We start from the raw sequence: 17,182 nt of genomic DNA, 5'->3' as shown, positions 1-17,182 counted from the left end.
CATGTTCGGTGTTTCTGAGGCAGACTTTCCACTCCCCGCTGTGCCATCCGGGCTTAGCCTGTTCGAACGCCTGGAGCAGGCGGGCGAATCGGCCGTGCCGCTGTTGGACGAGCTGGGCGATGTGGTGCAGTCCATCAAACGCCATCTGGTGCGCCTACTCAATGCCCACCCCGGTGCTAGCCCCAGCGCGCCTGAACTGGGCTTGCTGGACTTCAACGACGCTACCCTGGGCACTGTTGATTTGGGTATTCGGGTGCGTGACGCCATCCGTCAGTGCATCGAACACTTTGAGCCCCGGGTGAACAGGGTGAACGTTCTGGCATTACCTCAGGGCGCGAACCCGCTTCAGCTGCGTTTTCAGGTAACCGTGCATTTGCGGGTGGCAGCGGTAGACGACAAAGCGACCATCGATCTGCTACTGGACGACAAACGCTATTACCGGGTGATCTGACTAGCTTTGATAACACACCAACGGGCGCATGAATGAAATTGAACCGTTTCTATCAGGATGAGTTGAGCTTCCTCAAGCTCCAAGGGCGGGAGTTTGCGCAAAGCCATCCTCAGCTTACGCGTTTTCTGTCGGAGCAGAGCGCAGACCCTGACGTGGAGCGGCTGTTGGAAGGCTTTGCCTTTTTGACCGGCAAGCTACGGGAAAAAGTGGAAGATGAATTTCCCGAGCTGACCCATTCGCTGTTAAACCTGCTGTGGCCCAACTACTTGCGCCCTGTGCCAAGCTTGACCATCATGCGTTTTGACCCACAGCTGCACGCCATCAGCGAACGCCAGCGGGTGCCGCGCCACACTGAAGTGAAAAGCCGGCCGGTGGGCGAAGCCAATCGCCAGATCCAATGCCGTTTCCGTACCTGCCGTGCCCTCGACATCTATCCATTGACGGTGGCCGCGGTGAAGGCTGAGCACGGGCCGCAGCGATCATCTGTCACGGTGTCGCTGGGTGTGCACAGCGATCAGCCGGTGAACGGTCTGGGGCTTGATAGCCTGCAATTTTATCTGGGTGGGAATGAGCCAAACGCCTCCACGCTTTACTTATGGTTAAACCACTATCTGGACGCTATGGAACTGGTGGTGGGCGACACCGCCTGGCCGTTGCCTACTGAGCGGCTTCGGCCTGCGGGCTTTGCAGACGACGAGGCGTTGTTGCCCTATCCGCAGAGCGCTTTACCCGGCCACCGGCTTCTGCAGGAATATCTGAGCCTGCCCGAGGCCTTCCGTTTTGTAACCGTCACGGGCCTGTCTTCGCGTTTGCCGAATCTGCAGGCAGACGAAATCAGCCTGCGCTTTCATTTCAGCCGCCTATTGCCGGTGCAGATGCGCGTGGGCGTGGATGATTTTCAGTTGTACTGTACACCTGCTATTAACCTGTTCAGCCATGAAGGTGAGCCGGTGGACTTGAATGGGCGGCAGACCGAGTACCGAATTCTGGCGTCCAGCCGCTCGCCCGACCACTATGAAGTGTTCAGCGTTGAGCAGGTTGAAGGTTGGCTGGAGGGGCATACCGGGCGAAATGCTCCGCGCATTTACACGCCGTTCGAAAGTTTCCGCCATGACATGGACAGCGAGCAACAGGCAACGCCTTTGTATTATCACCTGCGGGCGCGGCAAAGCGTGCTTAACAACGGTTTTGACCATTACATGGCGTTTGTGCGCGCAGACGAATCCGCCTGCGTGAACCGGCAGGAAGCCATTTCGCTGAGCCTTGTGTGCAGCAACAGGCAACTGCCGGAACAACTGGCAGCAGGGGAAATCTGCATGGGCACCGAAAGCTCGCCAACCTTCGCCAGCTTTCGCAATATTACCCGGCCAACAGCTGCGATCAGGCCGACTCTGGACGGGCGGTTGCTGTGGGCATTGGTGGCCAACTTGTCGCTAAACTACGTAGCGGCTCCAGACGCCGAGGCTTTACGCACGTTGATGCGCCTGTACGATTTTCGCGCGTTGTCTGACCGGCAGGCTGCGCGAATTGCCCGCCAGCGTCAGTCGGCCATTAAGCGCCTGGAGTTGCAGACGCTAGACCGGATGTTGCGGGGATTACCGGTACGAGGCTCTCGCACCAGCTTGTTTTTAAGCCAGCAGGGGTTTGCCTCGGAAGGCGAACTGTACCTGTTTGGCACGGTGTTGAGTCGATTTTTTGCACTCTATGCCAGTATCAATGCTTTTCACCAACTGGATGTGGTGAATACCGATAATCAGGAACGCTATACATGGACGTTACAGCACGATCAGCAGCTGCTGATGTAGCGGTTCTGCAGCCCGTTTTGGGTGACGCCAGGCGCTACAGTTTTTTTCAACTGGTGGATCTTATTCACCGGCACCACAACGATAATATGGAATCTGACGCGGCCGGCAATGGCTCGCCGGCGCCTGAACGTATCCGCTTTTCAGCCTCGGCGGGCCTGGGGTTCCCTGGCAGCGATGTGGTGTCAGCGCTGTCGCCTGCACATGAGCATGCCCCCTACCAGATGGAGGTGAGTTTTCTGGGTCTGCACGGCTCGCAGTCGCCATTGCCGGGCTATTACCTGGAAGACCTGGCCTGGGAGGCCGGTCAGAATCTGGGCGTGCGTCGCCACTTCCTTGATTTTTTCAACCATCGTTTGGTCACACTGTTCCACCGCTCCTGGCGCAAATACCGTTACCACGTGCGCTACCGCCCAGGCGCGAATGATGGCTTCTCTGACACTGTTTTTGCCTTGATGGGGCTGGGCGATCGGCAAAGGCGCCAGGCCTTGGCCGTGAGCGAATCCAGATTGCTGGCCTGCGCTGGTGTGCTGGCAGGTCCCAGCCGCTCGGCAGATGTGGTCGCGAAGATTGTTGGTCATTGTTTTGACTTGGCCGATGTGGCCATTCGTCAGTGGGTACTGCGCAACGTCGATATTGCGCCGGCCCAGCAAACTGCCTTGGGGCAGGCCAACGCCAGTCTGGGTCAGGCCACCCTGGCGGGTGCCAGGGTGGCGGACCGCAGCGGCAAGTTCTGCCTGCGTCTTGGCAACCTTTGCCATCGGCGTTTCGCCGATTTTTTGCCTAACGGCGACGATTACCCAAGGCTGATTCGCCTGCTGGAATTTGTGGTGCGTGAACCTCTGGCGTGGGATTTGGAGCTGCACATGCGCCCGCAGGATATCCAGCCGGTTGCACTAGGGCAGCACGGCCGCTTGGGGTGGACCACGTTTCTAAGTCCCGAAAGGGCATCTGCGAGCTCCTATGTCTGCTTGCCCATTCGCCACTAACCCGCAGGACCCTACGCCATGCCCTTATCGACCGATGAATTGACGCTGACATTGCTGAATCCTCCGGTTGCCGGCACCGCCACAAACTTCCGCTTTGGCCGTGAAGGTGGCTCCATTGGTAGCGCCGGCAACGATTCCTGGCGGCTGTCGGCCCATCGCACCGGCGCGGTGTCCGGTCACGCCGAGGTGCGCTTTGCCGACGACGGCTATTGCCTGATTGATCGCAGTGGCCGTACCTATATTAATAGTGCCAGCCAACCGATAGGGCGGGGGCGGCGGGCCCGCTTACAGCGGGGCGATACCATCGCCATCGGTATCTATCGCATGCGCGCCGAATTTGGCGTTGCGGCGGCGGAGTTGGCCACTGGCCCAGATACCGAAAACCTCACAGAGCAGCCTTTAGTGCATAGCGCTGAAGCCCCTTTGCTGCGAGGCCAAAAAGAACAGCAGTTGGCTGCGGAACCTCTACACACATTGAGAGCTCCGATCCAGGATGCCGTTGCTTTTGACGGGCCGCCGCCCTGGTCATTGGCGGGCCCGAATGTTGGCGTAAACGCCCCGGCGGAAGAGCAGGGTGACGGCGGGGAGCGCCGGCATTTTCAATCGCAAAAGACGGGCCTGGACAGCCGCCAGCACATTGGCGTAGCGCCCTTATTACGTGGCCTTGATAGCAATCTGACTCTGGCTAACAGTGATGATATGACGCTGTTGCTGGAGGAAGCCGGACAAACTCTGCAAGCGGCCATTAGCGGGCTGCTGGCGCTGCATCAAAGCGAAGACAGCCGGCACCAGGTGCTGCGCACACGCTTACAGCCTATTGAAGACAACCCTTTGCGATTTGCGGCCGATTATTCGTCGACCGTACACACCCTGTTTGCTGGCCAGCGCAGCCCGGTGCACTTGTCTGCGCCCGCGGCCGTGAAGGAAAGTCTGGCCAGTCTGGAGCACCACCAGCAAGCCACCCGCGTGGCGACCAGCCAGGGCCTGGCAGCCATCCTGCACGCGTTGTCACCTGACGCCCTGCTACAGCGTTTTCGCGGATATCGTCGCGGCCTGCAAACCGATGAAGATGAAAATACTTGGGCCTGGGATATGTACCGGCACTATTACCAAGAGCTGAATTCCAGCCGTCAGCAAGGCTTTGAGCGGTTGTTCCAGGAAGTGTTTGACCAAGCCTACGACCAGCACATACGTCAACTGCAAAGAGAAAGCCTGTTATGAGTCTAATCGCGCGCCACCTATTGATTCTAATCCTCGGTCTGGGTTTGGCCGGCTGCAGCACCCCTTACAAAGTGGTCAGCAAAACCGGCAAGGTACTGTGGGACCCGGACATTCCAGTAGGCTACGCCGAAGATCTTCCCAGCCGCATAGATCTGGCGATGGTGGCCGAACAAGACGTGAATCCCAATGAAGCGCTGAACCCGACACCCATTGCGTTTCAGATTATCGAGTTGCGCGATAGCTCGTTGCTGATGGCCGCCGACTTTGATCAGCTGCTGAGCAACCTGGAGTCGTCCCTGGGGCGCAATTACATAGACCACAGTGATTACACCGTGGTGCCGGGCGAATTCAAGTTTGTAGAACCGTTCGATGTTAGCGCCGACACGCGGTTTATCGGCGTTATCGCTTTTTACGCTTATCCCAATCAGTCGCAGTGGAAAAAAGTGGTCAAAGTGGACCCATTGGGCGGGCGCTATCACCTGTTGGTGAACTTGCGCCAACGCGAAGTGCAACTGAAACGCGCGGGTGAATCGTGATGACCAGCAGCAATCGCGTAGTCTGGAGTGATGGGTTGTTTATAAAACCCCAGCACTTTCAGCAGCAACAGCGCTATCTGGAACAGCAGATTCATCAGCGTTCGCTGGCATTGTCTCGGTCACTTTATGGTTTCAGTGCATTGGCGTTGAATGATGAATATCTGGGTTTTGGCCGGATTTCCTTGGTCCATGCGGCCGGATTGTTTGCCGACGGCACCTGCTTTGATTTGCTTCGCGACGATGTGATGCCGGCGCCGCTGGAAATTACAGGCACCTCAGTGGCCAATCAGCTGGTGTACCTGGCACTGCCGCTGTATAGCAACACCCAAGCTGAAATTTGCTGGCCGGAAGAGCCCGCGGTGCACTCGCGCTTCCAGGCAATTCGCACAGATATCCGCGATCTGCACACCGCTCAGGGCGACACCCACAGTGTTGATCTAGCGCGGGTAACGCCAAGATTGATGCTGGCAAGTGACGACCTTAGCGCCTACAGCACGCTGGCCATTGGCCGCATTCTGGAACAACGAGCGAACGGCAGCCTGGTGATGGATACGAATTTTATTCCTACGCTGCTAGACATAAAGGCTGCACCGCGGCTGCAACGGTTTGTGGAGGAAATGGCCGGGCTGATGCAAGAACGTGCGCGTAATATCGCCGATCGTGTGGGGTCCCCTGGACACAACGGCGTGGCCGAAGTCACAGACTTTTTGTTGCTGCAGCTGATGAACCGCAACCACCCGCGCTTTCTGCACCTGTCACGGTTGCCGCAGCTGCACCCACAAACTCTTTATGAAGCACTGCTAGAACTGTGTGCAGAACTGGTGACCTTCACCGATCAGAGCCGGCTGTCACCGTCGTTTGTGCCCTATCACCACGATTTGCCGGAAGTCTGTTTCAGCCAGCTTATACAGCTGCTGCGCCAGGCCCTGAGCACGGTATTGGAGCCTCAAGCCATGGCTATTAGTCTTCAGGAGCGTCAGTTCGGGCTGACGGTAGCTCCGCTGCACGATTCCGGCCTGATCGGCAGCGCCGAGTTCATTCTGGCGGTAAAAGCTGATATGCCCCAAGACGATCTGCGCAGTCGCTTTGTGCAGCAGTGCAAAGTGGCTTCAGTGGAAAAAATTCGTGATTTGATCAGTTTGCAGCTGCCGGGCATTCCATTGGTGGTGTTGCCGGTGGCGCCGCGTCAGCTGCCGTATCATGCCGGTTATGTGTACTTTCAGCTAGACGACAACAGTCAGGCCTGGCAAATGCTGGAAAACGCCAGCGGTTTTGCTTTTCACGTGGCCGGTGATTTCCCCGCGCTGGAAATGCAGTTCTGGGCTATCCGGAGATAAGCCATGGATAACGAAATGCACGGCAATGCCTTCAGTCTGCGTGGGCTGGAGCCGAACCCGCTGATTGACGCTGCGGCGCCATTGCTGGGGCTGGTGATACGGATTCGCCGGTTGGCAGACTATTCGTCGGTTGAAAGCCTTTACCAACAGGTGTGGGACGACATTATAGCTATTGAGCGCGAGTTGGTGGTGCAGGGTTACGAACACTCGGCGTTAGTGTCGTACCGCTACGTACTCTGCGCCTTTATTGACGAGGCCATGCTGGGGACGCATTGGGGTGCCCACAGCGTATGGTCGCAGCAGTCGCTGCTGTCGCGCTTCCATAACGAAACCTGGGGCGGCGAAAAAGTGTTTGGTATTTTGGCGCGGATGGAACAGGAACCGGAGCGCTACAAGGACATGCTGGCGTTTATCTATCTATGCTTGTGCCTGGGGTTCGAGGGCCGTTACAAAGTAATGACTAACGGCCGCGACGAATACAACAGCATTGTGCGCGGTCTGGGCCAGCAACTGGCCACTCTTAATGGCGACGCGGCTTTTGCGCCGCTGGCTGACGCGCTGAAAAATCGTGTGCCGGCCCGCAGTCATTATGGCAATCGCTGGCCGCTGGCGGGTATTGCGCTGGCTTTAGTGCTCGCTTTGGGCGGCATCTTTCACCTGTACAGCAACGCTCTGGATGAGCGTGTAGCGCAGGTACATGAATTATTGGAACAACTACCACGATAAGGATATCACCGTGATTCGGGTTGAACTGCCGGCGTTAATCGGACGCCTCAACGAAGTGTGCCGTCAGGCGTTGGAAGCTTCTGCGGCTTTGAGTATCAGCCGTCAGGGTACGGAAATAACGCCTGCCCATTTGCTGTTCCAATTACTGGATCAGCCCCTGTGCGATGTTCGACAGATTCTTCAGCAGGCTAATATCGGGTATTCGCCGTTGCAGCAGCAACTGGGTGACAGCCTGGCCGGCAGCGTACAAAACGCCGAGCCTTACCCAGCCTTTTCACCGCTGCTGATTGAGCTGCTGCAAGACGCCTGGCTGCTGGCGTCGGTCGAATTGGGGCAGCAACAGTTGCGCTCTGGAGCCATTTCGCTGGCGCTGCTGCTGAATCCGCAGCGCTATCTGCCAGCACAGGTATGCGACACCCTTGCGCCGATCAACCGCGAGCAGCTGCGGCGCCAGTTTGAAGCCTGCACCCGTGGCTCGGCAGAACAGCCGACTATTGCGCAGCAGGGCTCCGCCGCCGATAGCCGCCAGGTCAGCGTTGATGATGGCCCTTTGCAGCGTTACGCCCAAGACTTCACCGCGCTGGCACGGCAGAAAAAGCTGGACCCGGTGTTGTGCCGCGATCGGGAAATCGACCAGATCATCGACATTTTGTGCCGTCGGCGCAAAAACAACCCCATGGTTGTGGGCGATGCCGGCGTTGGTAAAAGTGCGGTAGTGGAAGGCTTGGCGCTGCGCATCGCCCAGGGTGAAGTGCCGGAACGCCTGCGCAAAGTGGCGCTATGGGGGCTAGACTTGGGGGCCCTGCAGGCCGGGGCGTCGGTGAAAGGCGAATTCGAAAAGCGTCTGAAAAGCGTGATTGATACCGTCAAAAACTCCGCAACGCCGATCATTCTGTTCATCGACGAAGCCCATACCCTGATCGGCGCCGGTAACAGCGAGGGCGGATCAGACGCTGCTAATTTGCTAAAACCGGCTCTGGCCCGTGGTGAACTGAGCACCATCGGCGCCACCACGTGGCGCGAGTATAAAAAGTATTTTGAGAAAGACCCGGCGCTGAGCCGTCGTTTTCAACCGGTTGCTTTGGATGAGCCCAGCCCGCAACAGGCGGTGCACATACTGCGCGGCTTGCGACCGGTTTACGAAAAAGCCCATCAGATCTTGATTGCTGACAGCGCACTGCAGGCCGCGGCTGAATTGTCTGCGCGCTATCTTGCCGGGCGCCAGTTGCCTGACAAAGCCATTGATGTACTGGATACCGCTTGCGCCCGGGTCAGCCTGAATTTGACCGCGCCGCCGCGCCAGCTTAGCCACATCCACAGCGAGGTTGCGCAGCTGGCTTTGGAGCAGGAATTACTGCAGCGCGACCAGCAACTGGGGCAGGCAACAGACAGCGCACGGCAAATAGAACTCGACGAATTGTTAGCGTCATTGCAGGTCGCCGCAAGCGAGCTGGAACAGCGTTGGCAAGCCCAGCGTAAGCTGGTCGAGCGGCTGATTAAGGTGCAAGAACAGCTACTGGCTGGCGATTCCGAATTGGCCGCAGAAGCCGGCACTATTGAGCAGCAGCTTGCGCAGCTGCAGGCCGACGAGCCGTTGGTGTACGCGCGGGTAGACGAACGTCAGATTGCCGCGGTCATCGCCGACTGGACCGGTATTCCGGTCAACCGTATGAGCCGCGACGAGCTGGAGAAAATCACCCACCTGCCGGCGTATCTGTTCGCCCACATCAAAGGTCAGGATAGCGCCATTGCCGCAATCCATCAGCATTTACTGACCGCCCGCGCGGATCTGCGCCGCCCCGGCAGGCCAATGGGCGCTTTCCTGCTGGCGGGCCCGAGTGGTGTGGGCAAAACGGAAACCGTGATTCAGTTAGCCGAGCTGCTCTACGGTGGCCGACAGTTTTTGACCACCATCAATATGTCCGAGTATCAGGAAAAGCACACCGTATCGCGCCTGATTGGCTCGCCCCCAGGCTACGTAGGCTTTGGCGAAGGCGGTTTACTCACCGAGGCAATGCGCCAAAAACCCTATTCGGTGGTGCTGCTGGATGAAGTGGAAAAAGCCCATCCAGATGTTCTGAACCTTTTCTACCAGGCCTTCGACAAAGGGGAAATGGCGGATGGCGAAGGCCGGTTGATCGATTGCAGCAATATTGTGTTCTTCCTGACCTCAAATCTTGGCCACCAGACCATTGTGCAAAACGCCGATGAGCCGCAAGCACTCATCGCAGCGATTTACCCGGAGCTGGCCGCTTTCTTCAAGCCGGCGCTGTTGGCGCGTATGCAGGTAGTGCCTTACCTGCCGCTGAACGACAGCACTCTCGACTGCATCGTTGTGGACAAACTGGAGCGACTGGCCAAGCAGATCGGCCAGCGCTACCAGGCCGAGGTGGTGCTGGATGGTAATCTTGCTGGCGCCATCCGCGAGCGCGCTCTGCACAGTGAAAATGGCGCCCGCATGCTCGAGGCCGTTATTGAGGGCGAACTGCTGCCGAAAGTGTCACTGGCCCTACTGGAAAAACTGGCGCGGCGGGAACCGGTTGCGCGGGTCACCCTGAGCGTCGGCGAAAACGGATTCAGTGGCACGGTTGCCTGAACGGCCACCTCACATTACACACCTTAAAACGGACAATCGGGTATGGGACAGATGCAGACGGAACTGCACACCGGTATCGACTTGGCGCTGGCGCTGATTGGGCAAAAAAATCTGCCGGACTTGCTGCGCACGGCCACTAGCCAGATGCAAAGAACCTTTGGCCTGGAGCGCTGCTGGGCGCTAGAGCTGGACTTAAGCGGCCGCACTCTGCATTGCAGCGCGCTGGTCGATCAACAATCTTCGCAAGGCGCCAGCGAATTTGTCTGTGATGATTTCAGCCACCCATTTGCTCATTTGTTACAAAGCGGTCGCCCCTGCGCGTTGTCGCGGGTTGCTGGTTATCGCTTGGAACATCCGGGTTTTCAGGCGTTGACTGATCTCAGTGGCCGGCCTGAATCCATGTGGTTGGAACCTTTTTTTGGCAGTGACGGACGCACGTTGGGCGTGTTGGTGCTGTGCAGTGACCAGCCGGAGTGGGCGAGGGTGACCGAGCAGGCGCTCTACCGCAGCCTGCGCCAGATTATCAGCCATCAATGGGTCAGTGTGTTGCGTAACCATGATCAGATTTGGCAGCGCCGGCTGCTTAAACGTTCGCTGGATCATCTGCAGGGTGCGCAATTGCTGCGCCAGCGGGCCAAAAGACTGGCGGCCGTGCTGGTGGGTCATTCGCAGCAGATGGACGAGTTGCGCCTGCAAACCGTGCGTGCTGCGAGCAGCCAGCTGGCGGTGTTGGTACAGGCAGAAACCGGTTGTGGCAAAGATGTCGTGGCGCAGGCGGTGCACGAATTTTCGGCTCGAGCCAAAGGACCGATGGTAGTGGTGAATTGCGCCGCCATTCCCGATACCTTGCTGGAAAGTCAGCTTTTTGGTCATACCAAAGGCGCTTTTTCCGGGGCGGATCGAGCCCAGGAAGGGCTGCTGACGCAGGCCCGCGGTGGCACGCTGTTTCTTGATGAAATTGGAGATATGCCGTTGACCTTGCAGGCCAAACTCCTGCGGGTACTGGAAAGCGGACAGTTCCGGCCCCTGGGAGCGCAACAGGAACAGCATTCGGATTTTCGTTTGGTGGCGGCGACCCATCAGCCGTTGCAGCAGGCCATTAATGACGGTCGCTTTCGCCGCGATCTGTTTTACCGTCTGAACCAGTTTCCACTGCGGATTGAACCATTGCGTCAGCGCCCCGACGATCTGGAAGCTTTGACCCGCCATTTCATTCGTGCCTACTGCGAGCGTGAAGGTGCCGGCCCTCAGGGCATCAGTAGCCGTGGATTGCGGCGGCTGAAACACTATGATTTTCCCGGCAACGTGCGTGAATTACGCAATGTGATCGAGCTGGCCTGTCTGCAGACCCCACTCGGTGATGATATTCAGCCTGACGTTATTCGTCTGGATGACCCATTTAATGATGGCTCCTATAACAGCGGCGCTGCCCCGCTAGTCAGCGATCAGTGTGCTCAGCGCAGCGACAACCTTGATCGTGAATTTCTGGCGGGCCTGCCGCCACTGGCTCAGGTGCAAGACCTGAAGGCCGCTGCTCAGGCCTTTGAAGCGGCACTGATTCGTCAGCGTTTGCAGCAGTACCACGGCAACCGCAGCCAGGCAGCACAGAGCCTGGGATTGCCAAAGCGAACACTTGCGCATAAATGCCTGAAATATGAAGTGATGCACCCATGATTCTCGCCATCAAAAAAGCGGCTGCGCACTATCAGAAATGCTGTCGCTGGGCGTTGGCTGGCCTTTTTTTGCTGCCCGCTGCGCCCGCCTACAGCGGGCTAATGGAGCAGGCACGGGAGTGTACCGGTGAGCCTAGGCGCTTGCAGCGCCTGGCGTGTTTTGATGGGGTTTTCGCCACGCCGCTGGCGGTTCAGAGTGCCCACGAGGAGCCCCAACTACCGAACTCAGAACGTTGGCGCCAGGCCTATGCTCAAGCGGCTGGCGATAACCGTGACGGCTGGGTTTATCACGACAGTGGCATGGCCGCTGGTTTGCTGCTTACGTTGCCGGCTCTGGGTGCCACGCTGCCACGGCCTTTAATGGTACTGCAATGCCATAACAATATTACCGAGTTGGCGCTGATGTTGCCGCAGCCGTTAGGTCAGGATCGGGTCCGGGTGAACATCAACGGTGACCCGTCACTGTGGCGCCTGCGCGACGACGGCTACATGCTCAGCGCCGGCCGTGGGCTGCCGTCCATAGCGCTGGCTAAAACGCTGGCGCTCATGCCGCAAGTGCGAGTGCAGGCTAATGTCAGCTCAATCGATGGCCTGGTGTTTGATCTGGCGGGCTTTTCCAGCGCCATCAAACCGCTGCGCAACGCCTGCGGCTGGTGATAGGAGAGTCTATGCAAGCCATTGAGCAACATCCTTATGTAGACCTGGTATTAGGAACGCTCGACCAAGGAGCCGGGCCCGAATTTGGCGAGTGCCTGGAAGACGATCCGGCGCTTGATTTTCTGGACCAGGAATTAATGAAAATGGGCTCGCTGGCACACACCACTATTGATTGGCCCAAGGTAGAGCGGGAAGCGCTCAGTATTCTTTCAGACCGCAGTAAAGATCTGAAAGTATTCGGCTTTCTTTTGTTGTGTCTGCTCAGAGGTGGCGGCGGTGAACGCTTCGCTCTGGCGTTGTGGCTACTCGCCGGCGTGTTGGACAGTTGGTGGGCGCAAGCCTGGCCCCACCCCGGGGTCAAGGGAGAGCGGGCCCGGCAGATGCTGTTCAAACAGATGTTGCAGCGGGCAGCGAAGCATGTCGATGCTCTGAGTTTTGACGCCAGCCAGGGCGATGGGCAAGCATTCTGCCAGGCAGCTCTGTCGCGAATTCTAACGTTGCTGCCTGCGCAACAGCTGCCCGCTGAACCGGTAAAAAGTTTACAACAGACACTGGCCAGACTGCCCACCGATTTTGCGCCGTCGAAAACAATCCGCTCGACCAATAAAAACGAGGGCAAGAGCGCAGAACATCCGCTTGCAGATTCTGCCAAACCAGCAACAGCGAGCTTGGTGATTGTCCCTGATTCGCTCACTCTGGACCCAAACAACGAACGTGCTACCCGCCAGAGCCTGCTGAAAGTTGCAGAACTGCTCACCACCACAGACGTGGCCAACCCTCTGGGTTACCAACTGCGCCGCCATGCGCTCTGGTTTAGCATCAGCGGCGCACCGCCAACACGCGACGGTGTACGCACTGAGCTCGCAGCGATCAGTGCGGACCGGGTGGCCGACTACCAGGATGCCTTGGCGAAGGCAGCAAACGGAGAGGTTTGGCAGCGTATCGAGCAAAGCGTAGCCGCAAGTCCGTTCTGGCTTGACGGCCACTGGCTTAGTGCGCGAGCGGCGCAGACATTAGGCCATAGCCGATGTGCTGAAGCGATTCGTGGGGCGTTGGCCGCTTTTGTGGAACGCCTGCCGACCCTGCAACACCTGACTTTCAGCGACGGTACCGAGTTTTTATGCGCGGAGGCCATGCTCTGGCTGCAGGCACCACAGACGGGCAGCACATCAACGCCTGCTGCTGCCAACCCGTGGAACCAGGCTTATCAACAGGCTTGTGAGCGGCTGGCCGACTGCGGTTTGGCCGCCGCCATGCAGATTTTGGAGGACGGCTTGCTGAGTGCTCGCGAACCCCGTGAACGCTTTTATTGGCGCCTGGCGTCTAACCGTCTACTTCAACACAGTGGGCTGATAACTCTGGCGCAGCAACAACAGCAGGACTTACGACAGCAGCTGCAGGGCCGGACACTGGAAACCTGGGAACCGAGTTTACTGAAACAGTTTGAACCGCCAGCCTGAAATCATCGAATTTAACCTTAAACCGCAGGAAGGGATGCCATGTGGACTTATGTATTACGACTCGGCCGCACTGTTGCCGTGGTGACGCCGCATTTACGTCGCGTAGCGCCTCGTGCCCTGTTTGTGGCGCTGGCACTTGCGTTGGCTGCCGTCTGGTGGCTGGGGCCACGCTGGTCGCTGAACGGTGAATTTCCCCTTGCGAGCTGGCAGGCCCGCTCCTTGGTAACACTGGCGGCCGTGCTGTTGGTTACGTTGCTGTGGGGCTTAATGCTGGCGCGGCGATTACGCCAAAACCAACAATCGCAAACCGCTGTAGCGCAGGAGCAGGAAGATCCAGTGTTGCCGTTCGAGCGCAAACAACAGCGCTTGCTGGACCGGCAACTGGCTGCGCTACGGGGTAAGCACTCGCGCCGGCACGGCGCTTATCGGCTGCCTTGGTATCTGGTAATGGGACTTGAAAACGCTGGTAAAACCAGCCTGATTCAGGGTTGCGGGCAGTCCTGGGCGTTGTCCGATGTTACCCGTAACAACCGTACCGACCGTAATCCCTTCGGTTTCGATTGGTGGGTGGCTGACACCGGTTTGATGATTGATCCTGCCGGCGAGCTTCTTGGTGAGAATAATGAAGGCGGCATCAGCGGCGAGATTCAGCACCGTCTGTGGCGGCACTTTCTGGGTTGGCTTCAACGCAACCGATCGCATCAGCCACTCAACGGTGTGCTAATGGTGATCGATTTGGCCCAATTGAGCATGGCTGGCGAACCGCAAAGCCAGGCCCAGGCCATCGTTCTTCGCAATCGCCTGCGTGAGTTGATGGAAAAAACCGGCCCACAGCTGCCAATTTACATCTGTTTCACAAAAATGGACTTGCTGTACGGCTTTGAGAGCTTCGCCGCCAGTTGGCCAAAGGCCGAGCTGGAGCAGCCCTTGGGTTTTACCTTCGAACTTCATCGCGGCGGCGATAACGACCGTTGGCTAACGCAGTTCGCCGAACGCTATGAACAGCTGGTGCAGGGCCTGATGGCACGTCTGCCAGAGGTGCTGGGCGCCAGTCACAACGCTGAAACGCGGGCTGCCGCTTATTCCTTCACCCGCCAGATGGCCGGTCTTGCGCCGGTACTTGAAGCCTATCTGGCTACGCTGCTAGCAGCCGATGGCTTCTCTAATCCGGCGCTGGTGCGCGGCAGTTATTTTACCTCGGTGCGCCAGGAAGGCGTGCCCGAAGACGCATTTGTAACGGCGGCTGCGGCCAATTACCGGTTAACCGGTCCCGTTCAGCCGGCCCAACGTCAACGGCGATCGGTACCGATGTTTGCGTCGCAATTGTTTGCGTCGATTTTTATGGCGGAGGAGGGCCTGGCCGGCCAAGGTCAGCGCTGCTTCAGACGGCAACGTCAGATTGCAGTCGCCGCGGTTTTGGCACTGGCCGCTGGCGGGCTAATGAGCGCCGGCTGGCAGCATTACTTTACTAAAAATGCCGAAGCGGCATTGATGGTCGAGGCCCAGGTGCAGGCGTTTTTAAACAGCACCGCGACGGTGAATGTTGACCGTGCTGTGTCTGGCGCAGAACTGCTGGGATCTCTGAATCGGTTGCGCGACGCCACTCTGGCATTTGGCGAACGTAAAAAAGCTGCGCCGTGGCTGCGGGATATGGGTCTGTACCGGGGCGATCAGATTGCGCCAGCGCTGGAAGGCGCCTATCGCGACATGCTGGCCTATCAGTTTTTACCGGCGTTGATGTTTGCCGTCAGTGAACAGATGGTGGCCGCACCCGGATCTCCACGTTCGCCAGGCTCTTTGGGCCTTTCTGACTCTTTAGGCTCTTCAAACTATTCAAACTACAGCAACGGCAACTACAGCAACGATAGTCTGGAGCACTTGCGGGTGTTGCGTATGTTGTATGACGCCAGCGGTCGCCGCAAAGACATGGTTCGCGGCTATCTTCAGGATTATTGGCAGCGCCTGTATCCGGGTCAGCGTGAGCGCCAGGAGCAATTGCTGACGCATCTGGATTACGGCCTTGAGAATACCAATCTGGCAGGCTGGGCTGAGGCCGGTGACGTCAATGCTCGTATGGTTCTGGCGCCGTTCAGCGGTCGCGTAGAGTGGGCTCAGTATGAACTTGGGCGTGTGCCCACATTACGGCGGGTATACCGAGACCTGGAGCAGGCCGCCGCAAGGCAGTTGCCGCCAGCGAGGGATCTGGCCCGCAGCAGCGGCCCGGCCTTTGCTACCGTATTCGGCGTTGTGGATGCTGACACAACGTCTTTGCCCTCAGTGAGTGATGACAACCCTATGCTGATACCGGCTCTGTTTACGCGTGACAGCTTGCAAAAATGGTTTTTGGATCGCGCGGGAAGGGTAACCGAGCTGGCGCTGATAGACGCCTGGGTGCTGGGCCGGCGTGACAACATTGATTTCAGCCCGGCCGATCAACAGCAACTGCAGGCCGGCTTGCACAACATTTACTCGCAAGAATATGTGCGCCACTGGCGTGGCGCGCTCAGCCGCCTGAAGATCCATCGTTTTGAGGACTTGAACCACGGCGTACGGATTCTGGAGAGCTTGGGCAGCAGTTATCAGCCTCTGGCAAGCGTGTTGCAGCAGCTGCGCGAAAACACCTCGCTGGCGGCGGGCCTAAGCAACGATTTGCGCCAGGCCTCGCCTGCAGCGGCAGGGCTGGCATTAACCCCTGCGCAAGTGCCACCCAGGCTGGCCGTGCTGCAGAACATCGAACGCCAGTTCAGTGATTTGAACCGGTTAACTCTGTCGCAAGGCGAAGACCCCAGCGAGCTGGACGAAATCATGCTGGTGGTTGCAGAGCTGCATCAATATCTGCGTAATATTCAGGAGGCTCCAGACAGCGGCAAATCTGCTTTGGCGGCCGCAAGGGCGCGATTAGACCTGGAAGGTGCAGATCCGATCTTCACTCTTCAGCGAATGGCGGCTTATCAACCCGAACCACTAAACCGGATGCTCGGCCACTTGGCCAGTGAAAGCTGGCGGGTACTGCTGGACAGCGCAGTGGCGCAGCTAGAGCGCGAGTGGTTTCGCGAGGTGTACCAGCCGTTCGCCCAAAATCTGGCTCCGTTTTATCCCTTCAAGGCCGGCACCGACCGAGATGCGGCGCTGCAGGATTTTGAACAATTCTTTGCGCCGGGCGGCACCTTGCAAACCTTCTATAACCAGAAGCTAAAACTATTTGTGGAAGATTATCCGCAGCAGTCCGGGGCATTGGCTCGTGCCGGGTTACTGCGGCGGGAAGTAACGGCGGCCTTGGCCAGCGCGGATGCCATTCGCCGTGCCTACTTTACAACGTCGGGATCGTTGGACGTGGAGTTCGCATTAGAGCCGCTGAACCTTACCTCCAACAAGCGCCGCAGCGTGATGAATCTGGATGGCCAACTGGTGGAGTTTAACCACGGGCCGCGGCAGAGCATTCCGCTGGTGTGGCCCAATACCCTGCGGGATAACGTGCAAAGCCGCATCACCCTGGTGCCGGTTGAAGTTAACAGGTCGCCCCGCAGTCTTTCGCAGCAGGGACCCTGGGCGCTGTTCCGGCTGTTGGAAAACGCTGATTTAACCGGCGTCGACAGCACCGCGGTAGACGTTAAATTCACAGTTGATGAGGGTGCCATGCGTTACCGCTTGCACGCCGGCAGTAACACCAACCCTTTTACCCAGCAACTGCTGAGTGGGTTCCGCCTGCCGCGCAGTCTGTATTAACGTAACGT

At 58.2% G+C, this 17,182-nt stretch carries 12 protein-coding genes; all 12 read left to right on the top strand.

Annotation, left to right across the window (positions count from 1 at the left end):
- Position 1 precedes the first annotated feature (1 nt).
- From tssE to tssM, 12 genes are read left to right on the top strand one after another with little or no spacing between them, the layout of a single operon-like run.
- Positions 2-451 (top strand): type VI secretion system baseplate subunit TssE, encoded by a 450-nt coding sequence (tssE, locus tag MIH19_RS20640; protein WP_249006649.1) that lies wholly within the window; start codon positions 2-4, stop codon positions 449-451.
- A 32-nt stretch (positions 452-483) separates the two neighbouring features.
- Positions 484-2,256, top strand: a complete 1,773-nt coding sequence (gene tssF, locus MIH19_RS20635) for a type VI secretion system baseplate subunit TssF (RefSeq protein ID WP_249006648.1) — start codon at positions 484-486, stop codon at positions 2,254-2,256.
- Positions 2,220-3,242, top strand: a complete 1,023-nt coding sequence (tssG, locus tag MIH19_RS20630; RefSeq protein WP_249006647.1) for a type VI secretion system baseplate subunit TssG — start codon at positions 2,220-2,222, stop codon at positions 3,240-3,242. The genes tssF and tssG overlap by 37 nt, the downstream gene beginning before the upstream one ends.
- A gap of 18 nt (positions 3,243-3,260) precedes the next feature.
- Positions 3,261-4,463, top strand: a complete 1,203-nt coding sequence (gene tagH / locus MIH19_RS20625; RefSeq protein WP_249006646.1) for a type VI secretion system-associated FHA domain protein TagH — start codon at positions 3,261-3,263, stop codon at positions 4,461-4,463.
- Positions 4,460-4,999 carry a type VI secretion system lipoprotein TssJ gene (gene tssJ / locus MIH19_RS20620; RefSeq protein WP_249006645.1) on the top strand — a complete coding sequence of 180 codons (540 nt, stop codon included), beginning with the start codon at positions 4,460-4,462 and terminating at the stop codon, positions 4,997-4,999. Before tagH ends, tssJ begins: the two co-directional genes overlap by 4 nt.
- Positions 4,999-6,336, top strand: coding sequence for a type VI secretion system baseplate subunit TssK (tssK, locus tag MIH19_RS20615; protein WP_249006644.1), 1,338 nt, complete (start codon positions 4,999-5,001; stop codon positions 6,334-6,336). Before tssJ ends, tssK begins: the two co-directional genes overlap by 1 nt.
- 3 nt (positions 6,337-6,339) lie before the next feature.
- Entirely contained in the window at positions 6,340-7,062 is a 723-nt protein-coding gene (gene icmH, locus MIH19_RS20610; protein ID WP_283164073.1) for a type IVB secretion system protein IcmH/DotU, read from the top strand.
- A 10-nt stretch (positions 7,063-7,072) separates the two neighbouring features.
- The gene (gene tssH, locus MIH19_RS20605; protein ID WP_249009064.1) at positions 7,073-9,658 is read left to right on the top strand and encodes a type VI secretion system ATPase TssH; all 2,586 of its coding nucleotides are present in this window, start codon (positions 7,073-7,075) and stop codon (positions 9,656-9,658) included.
- Between the two features lie 42 nt (positions 9,659-9,700).
- Positions 9,701-11,332 carry a sigma-54-dependent Fis family transcriptional regulator gene (locus MIH19_RS20600; RefSeq protein WP_249006643.1) on the top strand — a complete coding sequence of 544 codons (1,632 nt, stop codon included), beginning with the start codon at positions 9,701-9,703 and terminating at the stop codon, positions 11,330-11,332.
- Positions 11,329-11,988, top strand: coding sequence for a type VI secretion system-associated protein VasI (vasI, locus tag MIH19_RS20595; RefSeq protein ID WP_249006642.1), 660 nt, complete (start codon positions 11,329-11,331; stop codon positions 11,986-11,988). The genes MIH19_RS20600 and vasI overlap by 4 nt, the downstream gene beginning before the upstream one ends.
- 11 nt (positions 11,989-11,999) lie before the next feature.
- On the top strand, positions 12,000-13,448 hold the full coding sequence (tssA, locus tag MIH19_RS20590; RefSeq protein ID WP_249006641.1) for a type VI secretion system protein TssA: 1,449 nt from the start codon (positions 12,000-12,002) through the stop codon (positions 13,446-13,448).
- Between the two features lie 39 nt (positions 13,449-13,487).
- A complete protein-coding gene (gene tssM, locus MIH19_RS20585) occupies positions 13,488-17,174 on the top strand; it encodes a type VI secretion system membrane subunit TssM (protein ID WP_249006640.1) in 3,687 nt (1,228 codons plus the stop codon).
- Positions 17,175-17,182: the final 8 nt, after the last annotated feature.

The sequence above is a fragment of the Marinobacter sp. M1C genome, from assembly GCF_023314135.1.
Classification (GTDB): Bacteria; Pseudomonadota; Gammaproteobacteria; order Pseudomonadales; family Oleiphilaceae; genus Marinobacter.
The sequence above is the reverse complement of the archived record's forward strand: the minus strand, read 5'-3'. Positions and strand labels throughout refer to the sequence as shown.